20 protein-coding genes and 1 pseudogene are annotated in these 25,644 nt (G+C 69.1%); 14 read left to right on the forward strand and 7 right to left on the reverse strand.

Annotation, left to right across the window (positions count from 1 at the left end; genetic code table 11):
• The first annotated feature begins 27 nt into the window (after window positions 1-27).
• The 13 genes from AYX06_RS11590 to AYX06_RS11640 all read left to right on the forward strand — a co-directional run bounded on the left by AYX06_RS11590 (window position 28) and on the right by AYX06_RS11640 (window position 20,051).
• A complete protein-coding gene (locus tag AYX06_RS11590) occupies window positions 28-3,747 on the forward strand; it encodes a DUF6079 family protein (RefSeq protein ID WP_062735895.1) in 3,720 nt (1,239 codons plus the stop codon).
• Window positions 3,737-6,463, forward strand: a complete 2,727-nt coding sequence (gene pglZ, locus AYX06_RS11595; RefSeq protein ID WP_062735896.1) for a BREX-2 system phosphatase PglZ — start codon at window positions 3,737-3,739, stop codon at window positions 6,461-6,463. The genes AYX06_RS11590 and pglZ overlap by 11 nt, the downstream gene beginning before the upstream one ends.
• Window positions 6,460-7,782, forward strand: coding sequence for a BREX system ATP-binding protein BrxD (gene brxD / locus AYX06_RS11600; RefSeq protein ID WP_062735897.1), 1,323 nt, complete (start codon window positions 6,460-6,462; stop codon window positions 7,780-7,782). The genes pglZ and brxD overlap by 4 nt, the downstream gene beginning before the upstream one ends.
• Window positions 7,782-9,908 (forward strand): DEAD/DEAH box helicase, encoded by a 2,127-nt coding sequence (locus AYX06_RS11605; protein WP_062735898.1) that lies wholly within the window; start codon window positions 7,782-7,784, stop codon window positions 9,906-9,908. The genes brxD and AYX06_RS11605 overlap by 1 nt, the downstream gene beginning before the upstream one ends.
• 149 nt (window positions 9,909-10,057) lie before the next feature.
• Entirely contained in the window at window positions 10,058-10,987 is a 930-nt protein-coding gene (locus AYX06_RS11610; RefSeq protein WP_062735899.1) for a restriction endonuclease, read from the forward strand.
• A gap of 28 nt (window positions 10,988-11,015) precedes the next feature.
• The gene (locus AYX06_RS11615; protein WP_062735900.1) at window positions 11,016-11,981 is read left to right on the forward strand and encodes a GIY-YIG nuclease family protein; all 966 of its coding nucleotides are present in this window, start codon (window positions 11,016-11,018) and stop codon (window positions 11,979-11,981) included.
• Complete coding sequence (locus AYX06_RS11620; protein WP_062735901.1) at window positions 11,978-13,189, forward strand: DUF6361 family protein; 1,212 nt, start codon at window positions 11,978-11,980, stop codon at window positions 13,187-13,189. The genes AYX06_RS11615 and AYX06_RS11620 overlap by 4 nt, the downstream gene beginning before the upstream one ends.
• The gene (locus AYX06_RS11625; RefSeq protein WP_062735902.1) at window positions 13,186-15,063 is read left to right on the forward strand and encodes a phospholipase D family protein; all 1,878 of its coding nucleotides are present in this window, start codon (window positions 13,186-13,188) and stop codon (window positions 15,061-15,063) included. Before AYX06_RS11620 ends, AYX06_RS11625 begins: the two co-directional genes overlap by 4 nt.
• Complete coding sequence (locus AYX06_RS11630) at window positions 15,060-18,269, forward strand: C-terminal helicase domain-containing protein (protein WP_147017802.1); 3,210 nt, start codon at window positions 15,060-15,062, stop codon at window positions 18,267-18,269. The genes AYX06_RS11625 and AYX06_RS11630 overlap by 4 nt, the downstream gene beginning before the upstream one ends.
• Before the next feature lie 104 nt (window positions 18,270-18,373).
• Complete coding sequence (locus AYX06_RS11635) at window positions 18,374-18,985, forward strand: DUF4352 domain-containing protein (protein ID WP_147017800.1); 612 nt, start codon at window positions 18,374-18,376, stop codon at window positions 18,983-18,985.
• Window positions 18,986-19,250: 265 nt separating this feature from the next.
• Window positions 19,251-19,388: a hypothetical protein gene (locus AYX06_RS19825; RefSeq protein ID WP_157093463.1), complete on the forward strand. Its 138-nt coding sequence runs from the start codon at window positions 19,251-19,253 to the stop codon at window positions 19,386-19,388.
• A 113-nt stretch (window positions 19,389-19,501) separates the two neighbouring features.
• Entirely contained in the window at window positions 19,502-19,744 is a 243-nt protein-coding gene (locus tag AYX06_RS19830) for a hypothetical protein (RefSeq protein ID WP_147017798.1), read from the forward strand.
• Between the two features lie 40 nt (window positions 19,745-19,784).
• The gene (locus AYX06_RS11640) at window positions 19,785-20,051 is read left to right on the forward strand and encodes a hypothetical protein (RefSeq protein WP_062735904.1); all 267 of its coding nucleotides are present in this window, start codon (window positions 19,785-19,787) and stop codon (window positions 20,049-20,051) included.
• 66 nt (window positions 20,052-20,117) lie between these two features.
• Here the strand turns inward: AYX06_RS11640 and AYX06_RS11645 are convergent, their stop codons facing one another.
• The 5 genes from AYX06_RS11645 to AYX06_RS11665 form a co-directional block, all read right to left on the reverse strand.
• Window positions 20,118-20,336 carry a hypothetical protein gene (locus AYX06_RS11645; protein ID WP_062735905.1) on the reverse strand — a complete coding sequence of 73 codons (219 nt, stop codon included), beginning with the start codon at window positions 20,334-20,336 and terminating at the stop codon, window positions 20,118-20,120.
• Between the two features lie 255 nt (window positions 20,337-20,591).
• On the reverse strand, window positions 20,592-21,194 hold the full coding sequence (locus AYX06_RS19835) for a hypothetical protein (RefSeq protein WP_147017795.1): 603 nt from the start codon (window positions 21,192-21,194) through the stop codon (window positions 20,592-20,594).
• A gap of 53 nt (window positions 21,195-21,247) precedes the next feature.
• On the reverse strand, window positions 21,248-21,487 hold the full coding sequence (locus tag AYX06_RS11655) for a hypothetical protein (protein ID WP_062735907.1): 240 nt from the start codon (window positions 21,485-21,487) through the stop codon (window positions 21,248-21,250).
• 73 nt (window positions 21,488-21,560) lie between these two features.
• Window positions 21,561-22,787 carry an IS110 family RNA-guided transposase gene (locus AYX06_RS11660; protein ID WP_062734075.1) on the reverse strand — a complete coding sequence of 409 codons (1,227 nt, stop codon included), beginning with the start codon at window positions 22,785-22,787 and terminating at the stop codon, window positions 21,561-21,563.
• A gap of 218 nt (window positions 22,788-23,005) precedes the next feature.
• Window positions 23,006-23,302 carry a hypothetical protein gene (locus AYX06_RS11665; protein ID WP_062735908.1) on the reverse strand — a complete coding sequence of 99 codons (297 nt, stop codon included), beginning with the start codon at window positions 23,300-23,302 and terminating at the stop codon, window positions 23,006-23,008.
• Window positions 23,303-23,435: 133 nt separating this feature from the next.
• Here AYX06_RS11665 and AYX06_RS11670 point away from each other — a divergent pair, with 133 nt between their 5' ends.
• Window positions 23,436-23,930, forward strand: coding sequence for a hypothetical protein (locus AYX06_RS11670; RefSeq protein WP_147018058.1), 495 nt, complete (start codon window positions 23,436-23,438; stop codon window positions 23,928-23,930).
• Window positions 23,931-23,999: 69 nt separating this feature from the next.
• Here AYX06_RS11670 and AYX06_RS11675 read toward each other — a convergent pair whose 3' ends face one another.
• Both AYX06_RS11675 and AYX06_RS11680 read right to left on the reverse strand, forming a co-directional pair.
• Window positions 24,000-24,302 carry a hypothetical protein gene (locus AYX06_RS11675; protein ID WP_062735910.1) on the reverse strand — a complete coding sequence of 101 codons (303 nt, stop codon included), beginning with the start codon at window positions 24,300-24,302 and terminating at the stop codon, window positions 24,000-24,002.
• A 44-nt stretch (window positions 24,303-24,346) separates the two neighbouring features.
• Window positions 24,347-25,500 (reverse strand): annotated as a pseudogene (locus AYX06_RS11680) (IS3 family transposase).
• Window positions 25,501-25,644: the final 144 nt, after the last annotated feature.

The raw sequence follows: 25,644 nt of genomic DNA on the forward strand, positions 1-25,644 counted from the left end.
GACGGATCCGGATGGAAGGATCAACGCGTGACCTCCCCCCTCCTCAAGGACGTCTTCGACATCCCCCGCCGCGCCGGGGCGGAGGACTACGTCCTGCGCCTCACCAGCACGGTCGACGACGACGGCGCCGCCCAGGCGATCCACGACTACGTGGTCACACCCGCGCTGGCGGACGCCTTCGACCAGGCGCTGGATCTGGTGTCCAGCGGGATCCGGGAGCGGAAGAACCGCGGCGCCTTCCTGGCCGGGTCCTTCGGCTCCGGTAAGTCCCACTTCATGGCCGTGCTCCACGCCCTGCTGCGGCACCGCCCGGAGGCGCGGGCCATCGAGGAGCTGCAGGGCGTCGTCGTCCGCCACGACGACGCCCTGCGGGAGAAGAACATCCTCCCGCTGGCCTTCCACTTCCTCGACGCCTCGTCCATGGAGGAGGCACTGTTCGACGGGTACGTCGAGCAGGTCCGCGCGCTGCACCCGAAAGCTCCGCTGCCGGCGTTCTACCGGACCGACGACCTCCTGCGCGACGCGGAAGGGCTGCGCGCGTCCATGGGCGACGCGGCGTTCTTCGCCGGGCTCGGCGGCGACGCTCCGGCGGACGACGAGTGGGGCATGGTGCTCGGCGGGGACGGCTGGGACCGCGCCCGGTACGACGCCGCACGGGCGGCCGGACCGCACAGCACGGAACGCCAGGAGCTGGTGACCGCACTCACCGACGCCTACTTCCGGTCCTACACGCGCCAGGGCACCTACGTGGACCTGGACGAGGGACTGCGGGCGATGTCCGAGCACGCGAAGGGCCTCGGCTACGACGCGGTCGTCCTGTTCCTGGACGAGCTCGTCCTGTGGCTGGCCTTCGCCATGCACACGCCCGACTTCTTCCGGCGGGAGTCGCAGAAGATCACCAAGCTCGTGGAGGGCGCCTACGGCCGCCTCCCGGTCCCGCTGATCTCCTTCATCGCCCGCCAGATGGATCTGAGCCAGTGGTTCGCCGACTCCGGGGCCAGCGGCAGCCAGCAGGCGGCCCTGGACCAGGCCTTCCGGCACCAGGAAGGCCGGTTCGCGACCATCACGCTGGGCGACGACAACCTGCCCTACGTCGCCAGCAAGCGCCTGCTTCAGCCCAAGGACGACGCCGCCCGCGCCGCCGTGGAGGCCGCCTTCGAGCGCCTCGACCGCACGCCCGACGTCTGGACGGTGCTGCTCGACGGCGTGAACACCGACGAGCAGCACCGCGGGGCCGACGAGAAGTCGTTCCGGATGACCTACCCGTTCTCCCCGGCCCTGGTCTCCACGCTGCGCTCCCTGTCGGGGGTCATGCAACGCGACCGCACGGCGCTGAAGGTCATGCAGCAGATGCTCGTGGAGCGTCAGGACACCATGACCATCGACGAGGTGATCCCCGTCGGCGACGCCTTCGACCACATTGTCACCGGCAAGAGCAACGCCGTGCTCGATCCCCAGGCCGCGGCCCTCTTCCGGTCCGCCGCCCAGCTCTACGAGGAGAAGTTGCGGCCGGTCCTGCTGGAGACCAACAACCTCTCCCCGCAGGACCTGGAGGACCGCAGCAGCCTGCCACCGGCCTACCTGGCGGACGAGCGGCTGGCCAAGACGCTGCTGCTGTCCGCCGTCGCCACGAAGGTGCCCGCGCTCAGCCGGCTCACCACCACCCGCCTGGCCTCGCTCAACCACGGCTCGATCGTCTCGCCCCTGCCCGGTGGCGAGGCCCGGGTCGTCGGTGCCAAGGTGCGCACCTGGGCCAGCCGCGTGCCCGAGATCCACGTGGACGACGACCACCAGGACCCCGTGGTCCGCGTCCAGCTCTCCGACGTCGACTACGAGTCGATCGTGGAGAAGGCCCGGGTCGAGGACAACGCCGGCCGCCAGCGCAACATGCTCCGCCGGCTCCTCCAGGAGAACCTCGAACTGAACCTCGGCGAGGACACCGACATGACCGGCGCCCACCGGCACACGGTCGTGTGGCGAGGGTCCCGCCGCGAGATCGAGATCGTCTTCGGCAACGTCCGCGACGCCGGCGACCTGCCCGAGGATCGGCTGCGTGCCACGGCGGGCACTTGGCGCTTCGTCATCGACCACCCTTTCGACGAGGAAGGCCACTCCTACCGGGAGGACGTCGAACGGATCGACAGCCTCCTGGCCCGCAATGTCGCCAGCCAGACCGTGCTGTGGCTGCCGCGGTTCCTCTCCCAGGAGAAGCTCAAGGAGCTCCGCCGTCTCGTCGTCCTGGACTGGTTGCTCACCGGCAGCGGGGATCGGTGGAACCAGTACTCCCAGCACCTCAGCGAGACCGACCGCAGCGTGGCCAAGGAGATCCTCCACGGCCAGCGCCGGACCCTGCACGACACCCTGCACAAGGCTGTCGCCCAGGCCTATGGCGTGATCACCGCCCAGGCCGGGACCCTCCAGGAAGGGGCGGCGAACCAGGTGCTCTGGTCCCTCGACCGCGGGTTCACCCCCGAACTGGCCACCGACCGGCCGATGAAGGTCGCCTTCGAGCGGCTGGTCGCCGACGCCTTCGACGCCAGCTACCCGGGACACCCGGAGTTCGAGCCGGCGGATCATGAGGTCCGGGTGCCGCAGCTGCAGCACGTCCTGCGCCATGTCGAGCGAGCCGTGGCACACCCTGACCACCGGGTGCCGCTGGAAGGCGATCACGTCGCGGTCCGCCGGATCGCCAATGCGCTGAATGTGGGCCAGGCGACGGAGACCCACTTCCTCTTCGGCGAGGACCGCTTCGGCGACTGGCCGCGGCTCATCGCCCGCGGCATGGTGGAGCAGGGCCTGCAGGAGAACGAGCCCGTGACCGTCCAGCAACTGCGCGGCATCCTCGAGCGCGCCGAACCGGCGCGCGGACTGCGCGACGAGGTCGCCGACACGGTGATCATCGCGTGGGCGGCGCTCCGTCAACGGGCCTGGTTCGCCTACAACGTGCCGATGAAGGAGCAGGCGGTCCCCGGGAAGATCCAAGGGACCTGGGAGCTCCGTCCGCAGGAGATGCCGGAGCCGGAGGAGTGGGACCGTGCCCGGAACCGGGCCTCGAAGCTCTTCGGCGTGGGCGACCAGCCGTACCTCACCGCCTCGGCGGTCAACCGCCTGAGCCAGCACGTCACGGACAAGGCCGCCGCGCTCGCCGCCCCGGCGCAGGACCTCGTCACCGCGCTGGAGCAGGCCTACGGGAAGCTCGGCCTACGCCAGGGAGCCCGGCTCGACATGGCACGGGCCGCGGCTACGCTTGTGCGGACCCTGCGGGAGCTGTCCGGGGTGCCTCTGGTCCGGCACCTCGCCGCCACCGACCTGCCCGGAACCGACGCGATGGCTTCGGTCTCTCTCGACAAGGCCGCAGCGGTGGCGCAGGCCCTCCGGACCGTCGAGTGGGAGCCGATCGAGGCCCTTCTGCGGGCCCGGGACGACTCGACCGAGCGCGGTGAGGCTGCTGCGAAGGTCCTCGACGCCCTCGGCACGGCACTGACCGCCCACGAGTACGAGCAGTCACTGGTCGGAGCGCTCGCGGTGGCGAAGAAGGCGGCCTGGGACTGGGCCATGCAGAGCTGGGGCCCGGTCCGTGCTGATCCGCCGGAGCAGCCGCCGGGCGATCTTCCTGACGTCGCCTGGCACACGCGAACCATCACGTGGGGCAACGGCTCCCTGCAGCAGCTGCAGCAGGAGCTCGATCAGCGCCACGCGGAGGGTCGCAGGGTCGAGCTGCGCTGGAGGTTCGTCGATGGCGGCTGACGTGCTCGCGGCTCCCGCCGTGACGGGCGCTGCCGTGGCCGCCGTCGTCGCCAGGGTCGAGGCCGCCGGCCGTCACCGGAACGGCGGTGTCCTCGGCATCCGCGCGGTCCCCGACCCGAATGTCACGGTGGCCCGCCCCTCACCGGCCGGCCACCGGATCCAGGTGGAAGCCTGCCCGTCCACCCTGGCGGTCTGGGACGCCCTGCACCGCTGGGACGGGATCGGGTGGCTGGTCGTCCTCACCGACCGGCCCGAGGACGACCTCGGACCCGGGACCCTTGCGCGCTTGGTCGACCACCGGCTCCTGACTCCGGATCCTTGGGAAGCGGCGATGCAGGTGTTCGGGGCCCGCACCCTCCAACGGGCGCTGCTCGCCGAGGGCAGGCAGTCCGACCTGCCGTCCCAGCTCGTCGCCATCACGCCCGACGACGGCTGGCCCACGGCGCCGGGCGGAGTGCTCACGAGGGAGCACGTGTTCGCCTCGGTGGCCGTGAAGTACCTCGGCCTGCCCCTGGGAGCCGACGCGCCGGGCATCCTCCAGTGGACCACGCGGCCCGAGTCGGTGGCGGCCGTCTCCACGCTGCGTGCGCAGACGGGCGACGCCCTGACCGATGCGGTTCTCGGCTGGCTGGCGGACCAGGCCGGTCCCGCGCGCCGCCCGGTCCTGCACCTGCTCCAGCGCGGACGGCTCGGCGAGGTCCTCCCCGCCGGCCTCGCCCTCCACCTGCTCCGCCGCGCGTCGACCGCCCTGCGCGACGAGGCGCAGACGGCCGCCGTGCGGCTCACCGAGCGGCTCTGGAGCGGACTGGATCTCCGTTCCGAGGAGGCCGAGGGGCTCGGCACACTGTGCGAGGTCACGGTCCAGGAGCTCCTGGAGCGCACCGCCACCCGGGAGACCGGCGAGCGCATTCTCGACCGCACCGACCGGATGCTCACCGAGGTCTCCGCACCGACGGTCGCCCGGCGCTCCGGCCTCCTGCCCTCATCGCTCGACACCGCCTACGAAGCGCTCGGCCGGGCGCTCGCGAACGGCACCCACGACGTGGAGTCCGCCTGGCAGACGGTCGACAAGCACCCTCTGGCGCAGGGTACCGGAGGCCGCCCGGATCCCAGGAGAGCTCCCGCCCACGCGGGAGTGCGGATCACGCGCTGGATCGCCCACCTGACCGAGGCGGGCGAATCCCCCGATCTGGTCTCGCTCACCCGCCGCCAGAGCGCCGACGACGCCTGGGTGGATGCCGCCGTCAACACCGCCGCCCGCGGCGTGGACGCTCCGGACCTGGCAGTGGGGCTCGAAGCGGTCGTCGGTCGGGCGCTGGAGCTGCGCCGCGGCCACGACCGGGAGTTCGCCCGCGCCCTGGCGGACGAGGGCACCGCCACGGGCCGCCCCCTGCGCGGATCCGCGCAGGGCGACGGCAGGGTCTGGCGGATCGAGGAGCTGGCCCACGAGGTGATCGCCCCGATCACCCGCGAAGAACCCACTCTCGTGCTGCTGCTCGACGGCATGAGCACCGGAGCGGCGACCCAGGTACTGGACAGCGTCCTGCAGGGCGGAGCGCAGTGGACGGAACTCGTCCCGGTCGGCACCACCCGCCGTGCCTCCGCGCTCGCCGTGCTGCCCAGCCTCACCGAACACAGCCGGACGTCCTTCTTCTGTGGCCGCCCGGTCACCGGTGGCCAGTCCGAGGAACGATTTGGCTTTGCCGAGATGGCCCGCGCAGCCGGCCACAGCTCCGGAAGGTTGTTCCACAAGGCTGTGCTGGACACCCGCCGCGCCGGCTTCCAGCTCGCCGCCGACGTCGCGGACACCATTGCCGACGTGTCCCGGCACCGCCTCGTCGGATGCGTGCTCAACACCATCGACGACGCCCTCGACCGCAGCGACCCCGCCGGGACGGTGTGGAACGAGGAGCTCGTCAAGCACCTCCGCCCGCTGCTCGCCGCGGCCCATGCCGCCGGGCGGACGGTGATCCTCACCGCCGACCACGGGCACGTCGTCGAGCGGCGAGCGGGGACCAAGCTCCCGGCCACCGGGATCTCGAGCGCCCGCTCCAGGGCGCCCGAGGAGCCGGCCGGAGAGGGCGAGATCTTCGTCAGCGGGTCGCGCGTGCTCTCGCACGACGGCACCGCGGTGCTGGCCGTCGATGAGGACCTGCGGTACTCGACCCTCAAGGCCGGGTACCACGGCGGCGGCTCACCGGCCGAGGTGGTCGTCCCGCTGGTCGTGCTGACCCCGACCGCCACCGTCACCGGTGAGGAGGTCCGCGTCGCCGACTGGACGGGCGCTCCGTCCCAGGAACCGGTCTGGTGGAACCTCGCCCGGGCGGGGACTCCTCCGACAGCTCCTGAGCCGGAGGAGAACAGGGCCGGACAGGGAGAGTTCGACCTGTTCGAGCAACCTACGCCGCAGCCTGCGGGTCAGGCGGTGGTGGCGACCGAGCGCTACGCCGACCAGCGGAAGATCTCAGGGCGGGTGAGCCTGTCCGACGCCGTGGTCGCGGCTCTGATCGATGCCCTGCTGGGCGCCGACGGACATCGGATCGCGGCCCCGGCGGTGGCCTCCCTCCTGCGGATTCCCCAGCAGCGGGTGCAGTTCGCGGTGGGACAGGTGCAGAAGCTGCTCAATGTCGAGGGCTACCGCGTGGTGCGCATGGACGGTGGCATGCTCGTGCTGGACGCCCCGCTCCTCACCCAGCAGTTCGGAGTCGCCGTATGAGCACCGTCTCGCCCCGTCGTCGGCAGGAGATCATCGACGCCCTGCGCCGTGGCACCGTGCCCGCCAACGGGCTCGACCAGCTCGCCGTGGGCCTGGACCGCTTCCAGAGCGCGCTGAGCGAGGAGCTCGACGCCGTCGCCGGCGGCGGGTCCGTCGTGAAGGCCGTGCGCGGTGAGTACGGGACGGGCAAGACCTTCTTCGCCCGGCACCTCTCGGAGTCGGCCCTGCGCCGGGGGTTCGCGGCCGCCGAGGTACAGATCTCGGAGACCGAGACGCCGCTGCACAAGCTCGAGACCGTCTACCGGCGGATCACCGAATCGCTGCGCACCGCCTCCGTCCCGCCGTCCGCCTTCCGCTCCGTGCTGGACTCGTGGCTGTTCACCCTGGAGGACGACGCCCTGGCCGCGGACGCCGCGCTGGACCCCTCCGATGCCGCCGCACTGGAAACGGCCGTGACCAAGCTGCTCGACGAGCGCCTGGCCTCCGTGAGCGCCAAGACCCCGGCCTTCGCCCAGGCTCTGCGCGGATACCGGGCGGCGGTTGCCTCCGGAGAGGCGGCCGTGGCCGACGGGCTGGCCGCTTGGCTCGGTGGGCAGCCGCACGTTGCTGCGGCCGCCAAGCGTGCCGCCGGGGTGAAGGGGGACCTCGACCACTTCGGGGCCATGGCGTTTCTCCAGGGACTGCTTCTCGTCCTGCGGGACGCCGGCCACCCGGGACTCCTGGTCGTGCTGGACGAGGTCGAGACCCTGCAGCGCATGCGCTCCGACGTCCGCGACAAGGCGCTCAACGCCCTGCGCCAGCTCATGGACGAGATCGACGCCGGGCGGTTCCCCGGCCTGTACCTCGTGCTCACCGGCACGCCCGCGTTCTTCGAGGGACCCTCGGGCGTGCCTCGCCTCCCACCGCTGGCGCAGCGGCTGGCCACGGACTTCACCACCGATGCGCGCTTCGACAACCCGCGGGCAGTGCAGATCCGCCTGCCCGGCTTCAGCCAGGACTCGCTGGTGGAGGTCGGCGGCCGGGTGCGTGACCTCTACGCGGCGGGATCGTCCGGTGCCGACCGGATCTGTTCCGTCGTCGACGACGCCTACCTGGCGGAGCTCTCCGCCGCGGTCGCGGGCGGGCTCGGCGGCCGGGTCGGCATCGCCCCGAGACTGTTCCTCAAGAAGCTCGTGGGGGATGTGCTCGACCGCGTCGATCAGTTCCCGGACTTCGATCCCCGGCAGCACTACTCCCTGACGCTCTCCCGCGACGACATGACGGACGTGGAGCGGAACGCCAGTGCGCGGACCGCTGACGACATCAGCCTCGACCTCTGATGGCCTCCAGCGGATTCGACCTGCTCAGCCCGGCGGTCCAGCACCACATCGTCAACACCCTGGGCTGGCCGGCACTGCGACCGCTCCAGGACGAGGCCGTGGAGCCGTTGCTGCGCGGCGACGACGCCCTGCTGCTGGCCCCGACGGCCGGCGGGAAGACCGAGGCCGCCGTCTTCCCGTTGCTCTCCCGGATGTCCGAGGAGCAGTGGCAAGGGACCTCGGTGCTCTACGTCTGCCCCTTGCGGGCGCTGCTCAACAACCTCGAGCCGCGGATCGCCGCCTACACCGCCTGGCTCGGCCGGACGGCCGCCGTCCGTCACGGGGATGTCGGCGCATCCGCCCGGCGCCGTCAGGCCCTGCACCGTCCGGACATCCTGCTGACCACGCCGGAGTCGCTGGAATCCATGCTCGTCTCCACGAGCAGTGACCCCCGGCGGCTGTTCGCCGACGTGCGTGCCGTCGTCGTCGACGAGGTGCACGCCTTCGCCGGTGACGACCGCGGCTGGCACCTGCTCGGCGTCCTGGAGCGCATCAGCAGGCTGGCGGGGCACCCGCTCCAGCGGGTGGGCCTGTCCGCGACCGTGGGCAATGCTCCGGACCTGCTCCACTGGCTCCAGGGCGGGGCAGCCGACCGGCCGGCCACGGTCGTTGCTCCGGAGACTTCCTCGGCCGTGGTCCCGGACATGGAACACGATTTCGTCGGGAGCACCGACAACGCCGCGACGGTCATCTCCCTCCTCCACCGCGGGGAGAAGCGACTCGTGTTCGCCGACTCACGGCGGGTCGTGGAGGACCTGGCCCTGAGCCTGCACCACCGGGACGTCGAAACCCACGTCTCCCATTCGTCGCTGTCGGTCGACGCTCGACGCCGGGCCGAGGCGGCCTTCGCCGAGGGTCGGGACTGCGTCATCGTGGCCACCTCGACGCTGGAGCTGGGCATCGATGTGGGCGACCTCGACCGAGTCATTCAGGTGGGCGCTCCGGGCACGGTTGCTTCTCTGCTGCAGCGGCTCGGCCGCACGGGCCGGCGCTCGGGGACGTCGCGGAACATGCTCTTCCTGGGCACCAATGACGCCGAATTCCTGCGCGCCTGCGGGTTGCTGTTGCTCTGGTCCGAGGGCTACGTCGAGCCGGTCGTGCCTCCGCCCTCGCCGCGCCACGTCGCTGCCCAGCAGCTGCTCGGTCTCGTCCTGCAGGAGCGCCACGTCGGCCGGAACGTCTGGCCCGAGTGGTTCGGCGCACTCGGCCTGGCCTCACCGGTGGAGTGGGCCGAGATCCAGGACTGGCTCCTGCAGCAAGGACATCTCGACGAGGACGGCGGCATGCTTTTCGTCGGACCCGAGGCTGAGCGACGCTACGGCAAGATCCATTACCGGGACCTCATGGCGGTGTTCACGGCCGACCCGCAGATCATCGTCCTGCACGGCCGGCAGGAGGTCGGTGCCGTGGACCCGATGCTGTTGCAGCGCAAAGTCGAAGGGCCACGGCTGATCACCCTCGGCGGAAGACCCTGGCGAGTGACGTACATCGACTGGAAGCGGCGCAAGGCCTTCGTCGAGCCCTCTGAGAGTGGCGGCGCCGTCCGCTGGATGAGCATGCCGCAACCCATCTCCTACGCTCTCTCGGACGCTGTGCGCCGGGTCCTGCTGGGTGCCGAGCCGGCCGGAGTGCGACTGACCAAGCGGGCCCAGGACAGGATCGCTGACCTCCGTGAGGACTACGCCCACCGGGTGGACGGTTCGGGGTCCGTGGTCACAGGGCAGGACGACAGCAGGGTGCGCTGGTGGACCTGGGCAGGGGCGAGGGCCAACGCGGTGCTGGTCGCAGCGCTCTCCGATGTGGCCCCCGAGCTGTTCGAGACCACCACCGCTTTCGACAACTTCCAGATCGCCCTGCGCGGCGATGCGACCGGCGGCTCGGCGTTCGCGGCGCTTCGAGCGGCTCAGGCGAAGTTCGGTCCGGAACTCGCCGAGGCTGTTCCCGAGACCGACGAGAAGGCGGTCCGGCAGCTGAAATTCTTCGAGATGTTGCCGCCCGCGCTTTCCCTGCGGACGGTCGCCGAGCGGATGACCGACCGGGCTGGAACGGGACGGATACTGGCGCGCAAACGCATCATCCACCGCTGAGCCATGTAGTGCTTACGGCAGAGCGGCGGTAGCGACTCCTGCCACGGCATTGCGCTACGAACGAGCCCAAATGGCTGAAACACTCGAAACCGGAATGGTTCTGTTGCAAGCTCGGAGTGGGTAGTGCTTTTGTGAAAGGAATTTTTTCAATGGATATCGACAGCGATTCGTTATCGAGTGGGGTCCCCACCTGGCCTGAGTTCCTGAAGCCTGTGCTGGAAGTCCTCAGCAGCGGTCAAACCTATCACCGCAGGGAACTCATCGACCGTGCCGCCGAGGTTGCACATCTCGGTGACGCAGCGCGGGCCGAACGGCTGAACAGCGGCGGATTGCGCTATGTCCAACGCATGGGCTGGACCCTCAGCCACCTCTCCCGCGCTGGCCTGATCGACCGGCCCAGACGGGCGCACTACGCCATCAACGACGCCGGACGCGCATGGCTTGCAGAGCATCCGGAGGGTATGAACTACAGCACCGCCCATACGTTCTTCTCGCCGTACTGGCGGACCGATTCCACCAAGAACCCCGACACCGCGGTCGCGCCGGACGTGGAGGCCCTCGATCCGCTGGAGAAGATCGACCAGGGCATCGAACAGCTCCACGTGGAAGTCGGAGAGGAACTGCTGACAAGGTTGCGCGAGAGCCATCCCGACTTCTTCGAGGAAGCCGTCGTCCGTGTCCTGCTGAGGATGGGGTACGGAGGTGCCGAGGCCCGTGGTCAGCGCATCGGTGGCAGCGGCGACGGTGGTGTGGACGGCGTGATCGACCAGGACCCGCTGGGTCTCGACCAGATCTACGTCCAGGCCAAACGGTACGCCGAGGGCAACACCGTGGGCCGCGAGGCCATCCAGGCCTTCGTCGGTGCACTGCACGGCCGCGGTGCGTCGAAGGGCATCTTCATCACCACGAGCGCCTTCACGCAGGGCGCGAAGGAGTACGCCGGGATGGTGCCCTCCCGGCCCATCCTCATCGACGGCGCCCGGCTGGTGAAGCTGATGCTGAAGTACAAGGTCGGCGTCCAGGTGAAGCAGACCTACGAGATCGTCGACGTCGACGAGGACTTCTTCGAGGGAGTCTGACGGTGTCCCCACGGCAGGACAACGAGCGATGACGCAGTCGACGGAACGGCTGGAGATGATTCGGGTGGACGTCCGTGACGTCGACTCGCTCTCCGCCGTGAGCAATGCGTTCTCTGCAGGCTCCTCGCGGTGCGGAATCTATGTCCTGCACTTCGCCGGCGGTTACGAGTACGTCGGACAGGCGCAGGACGTACTCGCCAGATTCCGCACTCATGTGCGGTCCTGGTCCCACCCCGTTGTGGCGCTCGACTTCGCCCCCGTCCCGGTGGAGGAACTCAACGAAACAGAACGCCGGGTCATACAGGCGAAGGAACGCGCCGGCGTGAGGTTGCGCAATTCCGCCCTGGTCGGGCTGCCGATGGGTGACGCGGCTGTGGACGTTCACGTCACCAGGGCCGAGCAGGAACGGTGGTTGGATGGCGTCACCCCGGACATCGATGTCAGTGGCCGGTGCACCCAAGCCGACGGCCGTGACCGCTCTGGGAAGAACTTCACGGCGCTGGCGCTGCGCCCGTACTACGACGTGCTGCTCGACATCCTCGCCGCCTACGTCCGGCACGTGCTTCCGGCGCCGGAGTCCACCGAGAAGACGTTCTGGTACGTCAGCGCCATGCCCAGCACCGGCCGCACTTCCACGTGGCAGCGCGTCGCGGCGATCACCGTCAACAATGTCGAGACCCTCGTCATCGGTGAGACGACGGAGAACGGTCGAGTCTTTCTTGACGGCTTCCTCAATGTCGCTCCCGGACTACGACTGCCCTCCACATTGAACGTCGAGCTGGTCGAATACCGGACCGTGGGCCAAGTGCAAACCATCCGAGCGGAGGCCGCTTTCCTGGAATTCGCCGTCTACCATCCTCTGGTGCGGGATGCGGCCCGTACCACCGCGATGGGTCTGCTCCGCAAGGGGACGTCGATGATGGGGCGCTACCACTGCGTGCCTCTGGCCGACGACATCTTCCGCCGGATCCATCGAGAAGAGCTTGCACGGTGACGTCTTTCCTCTCCTGGCTCGACACCGACTCCCACCAGCGCGACCAGGCCATGGCCGTCCTCGACGCGTTCCGGGACAGGACCACTGTGGACGAGCTCGGCGTCGGCAGCATCCGCGACGCGATCACCCACCAGTTGTTCCCCGGCTCCTCGGTCCTGCACACCCGGGCCCGGTATTTGCTGTTTATCCCGTGGCTTGTCGCCGACGCCATGGCGGCCAAGGACGCCGACGCGGCCGTCGCCGAGCTGCGCCGCGGGGAGGTACGGCTCATCGACGTGCTGGCAGAGAGTGACGACCGGCAGGGGCTGATCGGCGGCCAAGCAAGGGCCGATCTGCGGCGCATGCCCTCGGCCATGTACTGGGCGGCGCTGCGCAGCTACGGCATCTCCACGAGCCGTGCCTCGATCGCCGGACTGCTGCGGGATGGCGTGGCTTTCACCGTCGAGACCCGCCGGGCGCCGCGTGAGGCCGATGGTGAGCACGGCCCGACGTTGCTCCGTCCCGGCCTCGACCCCCACGCACTCCTTCTCCGCCCGCGGGACTGGCCGCAGGAAGCGAGTTTCGCCCTCACTCCCGCCGAGGCCGACTACCTGCGCGGGCGGATCATGACCTCGCACCCGGAGAGCCTCTACGCATGGTTCCTGCGCGAGGAGGTCGATGTCGAGACCGCTGAGCGCTTCGTGTGGGAGCACCCGCGAGCCGGCGACTTCCCGGCCGCGATGGCCAGGTGGGTCGAGCACGGCCGGGCGTTCTCCGTACTCAACCGCGGGGCCGCGCTGCTCTACAACCTCCAGCTCGCCGAGGCCTCCGAGGACGCAGAGCGCACCGAGAGGTACCGTGCGGACCTCCTCGAGTGGCGCGCCACCGTCGACGGTCCCGACGGTCTGCGGAACTGGAGCCCGGACATCTTCTGGCAGCTGCTCGCCGGGACCGGCGCCCGCATCAGCCGCCCGACGTGCACGTTCGTGGACCGCTGGCACGGGCTCGTCGCCTCCGGGTCCGGGATTGTCGACGACGTCGCCGCCCGCGAACTCATCGCCCACCGCGAGCGCTCCCTCAAGGGCCCGCGCGCCCGGCTCGTGAACCCGAGCGCGCTCAACGCCTGGAGCGGCGCTTCGGCGCTGGGACAGCTGCAGTACAACTGGCCGATCGTCCGGCGGATCATCGCCGACATCCACACCGGTGCCCGAGTGGAGACCGTCGTATGAGCCTGGGGCCGGAGGACCGGAAGCTGCTCACCGACGCGCTCGAACCACCGCCGGGGATGGAGCTGGACCGCGCCGTCACCACGACCTACTCCCTGGACCTCGTGGCCCTGTTGCTGGTGCCGCTGACCTTCGCTGCGATCGACCAGCGGGGGAGCGAGGAAAGCGCTGGGGAGCCGGATCAGGGAGTCGATCCTGTGGCGCTGCTGGAGTCGGTGCGCCGCTACGCGGACCGGTTGACCGTGCTCGTGCAGGCGGGCGGCATCGCGGTGCCGGCCAGGTACCGGCCGATGCTGACCTATCTGGAGGGCACCCTCGTCCAGGTCGCCGTGCCCGGGACCGGGGGCGTGTTCCATCCCAAGGTGTGGGTGCTGCGCTTCCGCGACGCCGAGGGCAAGCTGGCCCATCGGGTGCTCGTGCTCAGCCGCAACCTGACCTTCGACAACTCCTGGGACACCATCCTGGTTCTGGACGAGTCCGACGACCCGCGGGAGAACCTGATGCCCGGCCGAGAGCTGGCCGACTACCTGGCAACGACCGCCTCCTGGGCCGTGGCTCCCGGACTGAGCGCTGAGCGGACGGAGGAGCTCGCCGACCTCAATGCGTCGCTGAGCGGAGTTTCCTTCGCAGCGCCCGCCGGGTTCAAGGACGCCGCGTGGGTCACCCGCACGGGTGAGCGCTCCGTGCACACCCGGTCCCTGTGGGAGGACGTGACCGGCGGCGTCCACGCCCAGGACCGCGCCACCCGGGCGCTGGTGATCTCCCCGTTCCTCGACACCTCGCTCGCGGACCTCGTCGACCGGTGCGGGACGGTCCGGCTGCTCTCCCGCGCCGAGAGTCTCGACGCCCTCGACGCCCTCGGCGACCTGGCGGAGCGGGTCGAGACCTTCGTCCTGGACCCCTCGGCTGACCTGGACGGCACCGAGGACGAAGACGTTGAGGGCAGCGTGGGGTCGAAGTCGGCCGGCCGGCTGGCTGGTCTGCACGCCAAGATCTACCTCGTGGAGCGAGGCCATAGCACTACCCTGTACGTCGGCTCGGCCAACGCCACCCGCGGTGGCTTCGGCCGCAATGCGGAGTTCGGCGTCCGGCTGACGGGCCGTAAAGGGCTCATCGACGACATCTGGTCTGGAACCCACGGCAACCTCGGCCTGTCCGCGGTCTGCCAGCCGTACGACCCGAAGCCGCCGGACGAGGCCGCGATCGCCCGGCAGCAGGCCGAGCGGGAGCTCGAGCGCTTCCACGCCGCGCTTGCCGGTGCCGGGCTGCGCCTCGACGCCGTCGAGGAAGCCGACGGCACGTACACCCTGGAAGCCTCCTTCGGCCGCCCGGTCGGGGAACCCGACGGCGTCACGACGACCGTCCGACTGCTGTCCCTGCCCGCCCACGAGCGGATGCTGGGCGAGGCGCTGACGTGGTCCCGCGTCGACGCCTCGCGGATCACGCCGTTGCTCTGCGTGCGCAGTCACACGTCGGTGGGCGGCGGCGTCGTCGAACGCTCCGCCGTGCTGGTCGCGGACCTGCACGGTGCTCCGGAGGACCGCTCCGCGCGCGTGCTCGCCGAGCTGCTGAAGACCCCGGAGGACGTGCTGCGCTACCTGGCGTTCCTGCTCGGCGACGTCACGCTGTCCCAGGCCCTGCGCTTCGGCGGCACCACGGGCGCGGCCGCGTTCTTCGGGGCGGGCAGCACCGGGCACAGCGCCGACGTGGTCCTGTTCGAGCCCCTCATGCGCGCCGCGGTGCACGGTGACGCCGACGCCCTCGGCCGCATCGACCGGCTCGTCGGCGAGCTCAGGGCCGTCGAGGCCCTGCACCTGCTCCCCGACGGGCTGGAGGAGCTCGTCACCGTGGTCCGCGAGGCGGTGACCACCCCATGAGCGCAGCACCGCGCCGTCCCGACGTGGAGCGGGAACTGAACGGGCTCAAGGACTTCCAACGCCGCACCGTCGAGTACGCCCACCGCCGGCTGTGGGAGGACGAGGACTCCAGCCGCCGCTTCCTCGTCGCCGACGAGGTCGGGCTCGGCAAGACGCTCATCGCCCGCGGCCTCATCGCCAAGGCCATCGATCACCTCTGGGAATCTGCGGAGGTCGACCGGATCGACATCGTCTACATCTGCTCCAGCCAGCAGATCGCCGCCCAGAACATCCAGACCCTGGATGTCGCCGACTACGGCATCTCCAAGGTGGACCGGCTGACCATGCTCCCCACGCAGGTGCGCAATCTCGCCGCGAACAAGGTCAACCTGCTCAGCCTCACCCCGGGAACGTCCTTCAACATCAGCCAGTCCGGCGGACGCAGCGAAGAACGGGTGCTGGTCCAGCACATGCTCGCCCAGGTTCTCGGTGAGCACGTGGTGCGGCGGCCGGAGTGGTTGGCCTTCTTCTGCGGCACGAAACGACCGCAGAACTACGTGGCCGAGGTGGCCGGCTTCGACCCAGACACCATCGACGCCGAGATTCTTGAGCGCTTCCGGCTCGCCGTTCTCCAGGACCCGGAGCTGTGCCACCGGCTCGAGGAGGCCGCCGCCGAGTTCGTTTCGGTGACCGGCAATCCGGACTGGCCGCTCTCCCACCGCCGCTACCGCCTGATCGGGGAGCTGCGTCGGCTGGTCGCGCAGGCCTCGGTCGACGCCCTCCAGCCGGATCTGGTGATCCTCGACGAGTTCCAGCGCTTCAAGAGCCTCCTGCACGAGGACACCGAGATGTCCGAACTCGCCGACGCCGTGTTCAGCCACGAGGGCGCCCGCGTGGTGCTGCTCTCCGCCACGCCCTACAGCATGTACTCCGTCCCGGAGGAGGGTGTGGGCGACGACCACTACGGCGACTTCCTCAAGACCTACCGCTTCCTCACCGGGGCGTCGAGGGACGCGCTCGCGGGAGAGCGGGACGAGGACGGGTCCGCCCTCGTCGGCTCGGTCGCCGAGCTGCAGACCGGGCTCCGGAGGATGCGCGACGCCGCCCTGGCCGACGACGTCGAGGACGGTACCGCGGCCGCCGCGCACGTCACCGAGCTGCTCCGCGCGGTCATGTGCCGCACCGAGCGTCTGGCCGCCACCCCGGACCGCGACGGAATGCTTGTCGAGAAGACGCTGCCGCCGGCCCGGCCCACGGCCGACGACGTGCGGGCCCTGTGCCGGCTGCACGAGGTCGCCCGAGAGGTGGGCAGCTACCGCGACGTCCTGGAGTACTGGCGGGTGGCGCCCTACGTCCTGCAGTTCATGGACGGGTACGACCTCAAACAGAAGACCCTTGATCACGTGGAGAAGGACGACTCCGGCTTCGCGGGACGTGCCGTCGCCGGCGCGCAGCAACTGCGCGGCGAGGAGATCGAGCGCTACGCCCTGGTCGATCCCGCCAACGGCCGGTTGCGGTGGTTGCTCTCCGACCTGGACGACTACGGCTTCGCAGACGTCCCCTGGATCCCCGCCTCCCTGCCGTACTACACCGTGCCGGAGACCAGCCCCTTCTTCCGCGCGACGACGACGGGGCTCACCAAGCGGCTGATCTTCTCGGCCTGGAACGTCGCCCCGAAGTCCATCGCGGCGATGACCAGCTACCACGTTGAGCGGAAGCACCACCGGCCGGAGGACACCCACGCCTACTCCGACCGGCACAGCTACCTGCTGCGCTGGCGGAAGTCCCCGGACGGCCGCCTCGCCAGCATGCCGCTGCTGCCCCTCGTCCTGCCCCTCACGGTGCTCGGCGCCGCCGGTGACCCCGTGGCCGCCGCCCGGGAGCTCGGTACAACACAGGCGTCGCTGGACGACGTCCGCGCCGTGGTGCGGGCCAAGGTCGGGAACCTGCTGGCCGACCTGCCCTCCGGGCACGCCGAGGGCCGGGGGAGCGAGCAGTGGTACTGGGCGGCGCCGCTGTTCCTCGAAAAGGCGCGCTCCCCGGAAGTCTTCAAGGTCGCGCTCGACTCGATCAAGTGGGCCAACCACGCCGACGACGAGCGCGATGGCGGCAAGGCCTCCGCGCTCGCCCTGCACCTCGCCCGGGCCAAGGAGATCGACGAAGCCTTCCTGGCGGAGCTCGGTCCTCGTCCGGACGACCTGGCCGAGGTGCTGACCGATCTCGCGCTCGCCGCGCCGGCCACGGTCGCCGAACGGGCGCTGTGCGCAGCGGTGCCAGAGTGCGTCCGGGCGGACGCGGTCTGGCGGTCGGTGCGCATCGCCCTGGGCCTGCGCACCCTGCTGGACTCCCGTACCGTGGCGCCAATGCTGCGCGGCTGGGCCGGCGAATCGGCGCCGCAGTGGCGCAATGTGCTGGCGGTCTGCCTCGAGGGCAATCTCCAGGCGGTGCTCGACGAGTACTTCCACGTCCTCGACGAGGCCTCCCGGATCGGCAGCGTCGCTCCCATCGACCGGCTCCAGGCGCTGACGGAGGCCCTGGTTGACGCCGCTCAGAGCGGTGGCTCGATCTCCTTCGATGAGATCGTCCCGGATGGGGACTCCCACCGGGTCGAGCGCCGCCGCCTGCGAGCCGATGCAGCCGCCCGCTTCGGTCGCGTGGAGAGCGATCAGGGCGTCCGTGCGGACACCAGCCTCCGCAACGGCTTCAACTCACCGTTCTGGCCGTTCGTGCTGGCCTCCACGAGCATCGGCCAGGAGGGGCTGGACTTCCACCGGTATTGCCACGCCGTCGTCCACTGGAACCTGCCCAACAACCCCGTCGACATGGAGCAGCGCGAGGGACGCGTGCACCGGTACAAAGGGCACGCGGTGCGCAAGAACGTGGCGAAGGAGTTCTCGGCCGCGGTGCTCGACGACGATGCTGCGGCCAGCCCATGGGACGCCCTCTTCGCCGCAGGGGAGCGGGCGCGGCCGGACGGGGAGAGCGAGATCTACCCGTACTGGGTCTGCCAGACCGAGAGCGGGGCGAAGATCGAGCGTTATGTCCCGCAGGCGCCGCTGAGCGCCGAGCGGATCAAGCACAAGAACCTGCTCCGTGCCCTGGGCCTCTACCGCATGGCACTGGGCCAGCCGCGCCAGGAGGAGTTCCTGCAGGTCATCGGCAAGGACGCCGAGTCGCGGGACCTGGCCTGGATGCGCCTGGATCTGGGACCGGAGCAAAGACCGTGAAAATGGGAATTGGCCAAATGTTACTGGTCTGTCGGGTGGGCATTGCCGTCCTCAAATGAGGTCGTGTCACGATGCTAGGGACTCCCCTCACAGAAGGACCCTTGATGAAGCGCTACGCCATTGCCCTGTTGACTCTCCCTGCTCTGACATTGGTGGGTTGCTCCAACGCCGAGGCCGATCCGGAGCCGACTGCGCCCAATGTGGAACCTGCCACGGCAGAGTCGACTCCTTCCCCCACGCAGGAGACTTCTCCCCGCGGCAACCTGATGAAGGAGATTGGCGAGCCCGCTGGAATCCACTCGCTGGACGATCCGAGCAAGAACGTCGTCACCTATGTCGTAAAGGGGATTGAAGTAGATCCCGTGTGCACCAGCCCATACGCGATGGCGCCCGAGAACGGCCACTTCATTGCGATTGACATGGAGGTGGAGACCGCAGGCGAACCAGGGTTCACGGAAGTCATGTACGGGCCGATCAACGTGTCGCCGCACTCCTTCAAAATGATCGATGCCAAGGGGACGACTGTGAACTCGGTCAGTTCTGGCCCGTCCTATGGCTGTATGGAGGAGTCGGAAACCCTGCCATCATCTATCGGCCCGGGGGAGCGCGTGACGGGCAAGGTTGTTCTGGACGTCCCCAGCACCGAGGGAGTTCTGGTGTACAACGAGTCCATCGATCCCAGCCTCGGATGGGAATGGGAGATTCCGCAGTCCTGACATCAGTTGCGGCGTCAGTGCTAAAGCGCCGTAGGACGGTGCGGTATCGATATCGGCATGTCGATCCGTTCTTTCAGGCTGTGGTACCAAGGGAAGCTCTTCGAGATGGAAAGAGTCGCTTGGTTCACGTCACTGGACTCGAGCGGAGATCCGGCAGCGTAGGCAGCACTCGATATCCGCCTACTCAGGCTCGAGCCTCTTAAGGCGACGTTCAACGCCCGCTTCGTCGGTGGGGTGATCACCTTCCGCGACTCCCCAGTTCGCGATGGACAGCGCCAACACCCGGGAGAACCACGAGGCGCTGTGCGGCATCAGCTACATCACCGCATTAAAGCTCGAAGGCCTCCCGCTGCCGCTGGGCACCTGTTCGCGCCAGCTGGCCGGCGCCGGAGCGGTCCGCTGATGGCTCACCGCATGGGAGAGCGTCAGGACTTCTCCGACGGGTGCTCTCTGGACGACCCGAACGCCTCCAGCTTCATGGTCTCCGTCGTCCACCGCGGCCGCGGCAAGTAGGCGGTGCTCAATGGTGGCCAGCGCTACGTGCAGCTCTCCTCGACCGGGAAGTGGCTGGTCGCCCCGGCCCGGGCGAGCGAGCTCACCCGCTGCCGCCACGACTTCGCCACCGCCTGCGCGCTGGCCGAGGTCGCCGTCGAGGCCCTGAAGATCCACGTCATGACATGGGCGCAGTGGGAAGCTCGTCAGAGCGGACACGCACCGGCACCCAATCCGGAGGTCGAGCCGGCCGAGGGTAGGTTCTGACCTGGGCTGATGACCAGGTCCGATTCCTAGACTCCCCGCCATGATCACCAAGGCACGGACCGAGCCCCGCACCTACAGCTACTCGTGGTCCGGCGAAATCGGCGGCGACCCGGCGGACGAACTGGCGCGCTGCTTCGTCAAGAACCTGGGCGCGGTTTTCGGCGTCCGCTCCCTGTCCGGGATCGAGACAATCACCGACGTGGGCCCTGCCACTTTGTCGCGGATCCTCAACGGGCACGCCTGGCCCGACGGCTACACGATCGCCCGCCTCAAGGGTCGGTTGGGTGTGCACCTCTGGCCGGCTTAGACGGGGTGATGCAAGCAGAGGGCCCGCCGCCGGCGAACCGGTGACGGGCCCTTCGACTGTCTGGTGTCAGCGGATGCGCTGTAAGTCGTCGACCATGTACGTGTGGATCTGCCGCGTCTCCAGGTCCACGGCGCGGACGATCTTCATGTTCGGCTCCGAGGCCGCGCTGATCAGATGATTGGCGGCGTCGAGGGTGCCGGTGTCACTGACCAGCTCCACGATGTGTCCCGTCAGCTTCACCTGCACGCGGTCCCCGCGCTTCCAGTCGTAGTCGTAGTCGTCCACTGGGTGCTCCTTGCTCCTGTTGGTCCCCGCTGTTCGCGGGGCGGTCACGAACACCATGGCCGACCCAGGAGACCCAGTGGTGGACGCACCCCCGTGTCGTGTTCAGCCCTGGACGGCGGTGTGCTCCAGCCAAAGCTGGAGCAGATCCTGAACGTCCTGGGTGTCGCCGACGGGCAGCTAGAACGGGCCGGTGTCATCTCCGAGTAGCTCGAGCTCCTCGGCGATCCAGTTCGCGCAGGCGCGTCCCGCCGGTGTTCAGAGTGTGTAGTCCATGAGGTCCATCTTTTCGGCTTCCTGCTGGGCTCGCTCCTCGTACTGGGGACACAGGATGCTCGTGGCGGCGCCGACAGTTTCAACCGCGGCCTCCTCGAAGATCGTGGTCGTGCCGGTCAACCCGGGCAGCACCTCACGCCCGGCATCGGTGCCGTTGACGAAGTTGAGCAGCACGTTGTCGTCAGGATCAGCGTCTTCGTACTTGCGGCAGACCTCCTCGCCGCCGGAGAGCAGTTGATGGTCATCCAGCATGACCAGACCCGGGCTGGTCGAGCCCTGCATGAAGGATACGTAGCTGTCTCGCACGCGCTGCCGCTCGGCGTTCTCGGCCTTGGCCCGCTCCCCCGTTTCGATGTCAGAGCCGCAGGCTGTCAGCGACAGCAGGACGAGGCCGCTGGCAGCGATGACGGCGTCACGGCGCCGCGTCCTGGTCGGAGAAGTCGTGTTGCTCGTGGCAACAGTGTGGACGGGCTGGATTTGCTTTCGACCAACGACACGATGGGGAAGCCGTGCCGGGTCTCCGCAATGCGCCCATTCAGAGCTGGCGGACGAGCTCAGCGCCCAGCGGCCCAACCATGCGCGCATGGCAACGGCCGGCGCCCCGCGCTGGGGCGCCGGCCGTCGTGGTGGTCATGCGGTCACTTTTCGGTGGCCTCCAGCCACTGAAGGAGCAGGTTCTTGCCGGTCTCCCAGTTCTCATGGAGCTTCAGCTCGAACGGGCCGTCGTGGTCACCGAGCAGGTGCAGCTCGTCGGCGTCGAGCTGACCGGTGCCGGTCCGCTCCAACTGGTCGCGGTTCTGGCGGACCAGCCACGCGGCCGGGAGGATGATCTCCTCGGGGTAGCCCACCGGCTCCGCACGGTCCTCCTTCGGACCCACCCACTCCTGCAGGGTCAGCGTGGCGGTGACAGCTGGGACGTCAGCCTAGCGGGGGGTGCCTCTATCGTTTTCGTCAAGCGGCCAGGGCCACCGGTGACGGGCTCTGAGGCTCGGTGGGGTCTTGGTAGAGGGTCCCGTCGCGCAGCATCGCGTACAGGACGTCGATCCGTCGGCGGGCCAGGGCGATGATCGCCTGGTTATGGCGTTTGCCCTGGGCGCGCTTGCGGTCGTAGTACGCCCGGGAGGGCGGGTGGTTGAGTGAGGCGAAGGCGGAGAGGAACAGCGCCCGTTTGAGTCTCTTGTTCCCGCCCTTGGCGGCGTGCTCGCCGCGGATCGAGGTTCCCGACCTTCGGGTAACCGGGGCGATTCCGGCGTAGGAGGCCAAGTGCCCGGCGTCTCGGAAGTCCTTGCCGACGACTTCGGTGAGGATCCTCGCGGCGGTCCTGACGCCGATGCCGGGCATCGAGGTCAGGACCGCGGAAAGAGGGTGGGCCTCCACGAGGGCCTCGACCTGGGTAGCCACCGTGGCGCGCTGATGGATCAGGCCGGCCAGCTGCCCGGCCAGGATCGGGATGACGGTGGCGGCGGCCTCGGTACCGGCCACGACCACGCTCTGCTGGCCCAGGGCGTCGAAGACCTCCTCGGTCAACGGCTCGGCCAGCCGCGGGGCGTGCTTCTTCAGCCTCGCCCTCACATGACCCCGTCCGGCCGTCTGCAGCTTCGCCGGGGTCGGGTAGCGGGTGAGCAGGTCGGCCACCGCCGGGTGGGTCACCCGCGGCCCGAGGACCCGTTCCAGGGCGGGGTGGATCTGGGTGAGCATCCCCCGCAGACGGTTCGAGGTGGCGGTGATCTGGGCGGCGAGGTCGTCGTCGAAGCCGGCCAGCACACCCAGCTCGGCGATCTGAGCCTCGTCCACCCGGATGTTCCGCAGGGTGTGCGGCATGGTCCGGGCGGCCTCGGCGATGATCAACGCGTCGCGGGCGTCCGTCTTCGCCGCACCCGGGTGCAGGTCCGCGATCCGGCGCATGGCCAGTCCCGGCAGGTATGCCACGGTGACAGACTCCATCGCCTGGGCCACCGCCACCGGCAGCGCCCCGATGGTGGCCGGCTGATCAACGACCATCAGCACCGGCCCGTGCTCGACGATCAGGGCCTCAAGAATCGCCCGCAGCCGAGCCTCGTCGTTGGGCAGAGCTTTGTCATAGACCGCCCTCCCCGTGCTCGTGACGGCCACGGCGTGATGGTCGGACTTGCCGACGTCGAGGCCGACGAACACCGCCGGGGATGGTTGCTCTGACATGGCCGGGTCCCTTCTCCTGCGATGGCATCTGCACGTGCTGGCCGGCCGGGAGGTGGTCACGCTCGGCATCCACGTTACAAAGGTCCTCCACAGGAGATCCCGCCTCTATCAGCGATCCGTGACCACCGGACCGGCCCTCGGTGACAACACCCCCCGGATCATGGATGACTGGGGGCAAACGATCATGCCGAGGACCGGCCGGCCAACACTCCTCATCATCACGGACCGAGGAGCTGGGAAGAAGGTAACGGGGGCAGTAGCTGCTCGGCCAGGGCGGGGAAGGCGGCGAGGCGGTCGTGCAGGTCCTCCATAACCATCATCAGGCCCTCGTCGGCCAGCGACCGCAGCGTGGGTGCCAGGTGCTCGCCCACGGTGGCCCGCACCATGGGCTGCCGCAGCAGACCGGCGGTGCCGAACGTCTCGAGGAGCTGATTGGTGATCGTGCTGGCGAGCTTCTCGGCCAGGCCGGTGGAGTCGAAGGTCGTCGGATCGGTGGTCTGGGAGGTCTTGTTCATGCCCTCCATATGTGCGGAACTTGTGCCAGTCCGAACAGCACTATGAGCCCTGGACCCCATCACCAGAACAGGGGACGGCCGATGCTGAGTCACAGAACGAATGGTCAGCGCCGCATTCGCTACGGTGAACTCCATGAAGACACTCACTCGCTCAGCTCTGTCCCTCGCCTTCGCCGGCGCCCTGTCCCTGGTCGGCGCCACCGCTGCGACCGCCGCCCCCGGCGCCCACCCGAACCAGGACCGGATCACCCAGTCCAGCTGCGAAGCCGATGGCAGCACCTACAGCTTCAGCAAGGGCATCCGCTCGTGCGAGACCACGACCACCGAGACGGTCATCGACGTGCCCCGGCGGGCGGCCGTCACCCCTCTCGAAGGGTTGACCTACCACCACGGGACATACCACCAGGAGACCACCACCACGACCACCTCCACGAGCGCACAGCGGGGCAAACAGACTCCCACGGTGACCGCGACGGATCCCGTCATCGAGCAGGAGTGGGTGCTCGACGCCTGCTTGCGGATCGACAATTACGGCACCCCGCAGTCCACGCGGTACCTCGTGGACGGCTCGGAGTGCGAGCAGCGACCGATGTACTGGGGGGACGGAAGCGGCTACGTCCGCCCGTAGAGGGACACGGGAGCGGCCGGCACCCTGGGGCTCGGGGTGCCGGCCGTTGTGGGCGGTGGGGTCAGAGGGTCAGCCGAGGTCCCACAAGAAGGGGTCGAGGCGGTCGCGCCAGGCCTGCCCGTCGGTCTCGACGGTCTCCTCGTCGGAGAGCAGGAACGCCGGGCGCGGGGCGAGCCTCGGGGCGACCTCGTGGACGACCTGGTTCACCCGCTCGTAGAAGTCGCCGCCGCTGAAGTCTTCCTCGGGGCAGCCCTTCATGCCGCCCAGCGCGGTGATGCCGATCGCGGCCAGGTGCTTGAGGTCCTCGGCGCTGCAACGCTCCAAAAACTCAGCGATGGTCATCGGGGCGGTGGTCTGCTCGATGTTTTCCATACCTGACCTGCCCCACGGTTCGCTTACCCCGTGCGGTCTGAAGATCAGGCAGGAATGGATGGTGATTCGTAGCGTAGTTCGTGGGTGACCGGGGACTCGTAGTTCAGCTGTGAGTGACGCCGTTGCCGGTTGTAGAAGATCTCGATGTACTCGAAGATCGCGTTGGCCAGATCGATCCGGGTGCGCCACTTCTTCCGGTTGAGCAGCTCGATCTGCATGGAGGACCAAAAGGATTCCATCATCGCGTTGTCGTAGCCATCCCCGATCGTCCCGAATGAGGGCATCAGGCCCGCCTCCCGGATGCGGCGGGTGAAGGCCCAGGAGGTGAACTGCACGCCGTGATCGGCGTGCACGATCCCGCCCGGCGCCGGTCGACGGTTCTTGATCGCCATGTCCAGGGCGTTGACCACCAGGGAGGAGTCCTGGTGGTTGTCGATGGACCAGCCGACGATCCGGCGGGAGAAGGCGTCCAGCACCGCGCAGCAGTAGATTTTGCCTTCTCTGGTGGGGTGCTCGGTGATGTCCGTGACCCATAGTTCATTGGGCGCCAGCCGGTGGAACTTCCGGTGCACCAGGTCATCGGCGGTGGCCACGCCCTTGAGTTTCTTCACCTTGGCCGGGCCCGGTAGCCCGGCGATCCCCGCGAGACTCATCAGCACGGCCACCAGGTTCTCACTGACCACCACGTCCATGCCGCGGGTGAGCTCTGCGTGGACCCGCCGGGAGCCGTAGGTGCCGCGGGAGGCGGTATGCACTTCCCGGATCAGCCCCGTGAGCCACTGCCGGCGCATTGCCGTGGGCGACAGCGGCCGATTCTTGTACTGGTAGTAGCCGGGACTGCTCACCCCGAGCAGCCGGCAGCAGACCTTGACGGGGTGCCCGGCGTCGACGAGCTCATCGATCACCGGATGAATCCTTTTGGGGCGGGACGGTCCTCCCCGAGCAGCTTCGTGGCGCGCTTAAGGATCTCGACCTCGGCCTCGAGGGCCCGGATGCGTTTCTTCGCCTTGGCCAGCTCCGCCGACTCATGGGTGGTGAGCCCGGGCCGTTCGCCGCGGTCAATCTGGTCCTGGCGAACCCAGTTGTGCAGCGCACCGGTGCTGATGCCCAGCTCGGCGGCGGTGGCGGTGATGGTCTTGCCGGCCCGTACGAGGGCGACGGCACGAAGACGGAACTCTGCAGGAAAGGGGCGTGGCATGGTCGGGGCCTCTCAATGAGATGCGCCGATCTTCACACCTACAGGGGTAAGCAGGCCATAGGGCAGGTCAACCTGTCAACGGAAGTCGGGGCAGTCCCGCGCTCGAAGCCAGCCGAGCCGACCTCCCGGGCGTCCAGTTCGGGC

This window comes from Kocuria turfanensis (genome assembly GCF_001580365.1).
In the GTDB taxonomy this organism is placed as follows: Bacteria; Actinomycetota; Actinomycetes; order Actinomycetales; family Micrococcaceae; genus Kocuria; species Kocuria turfanensis.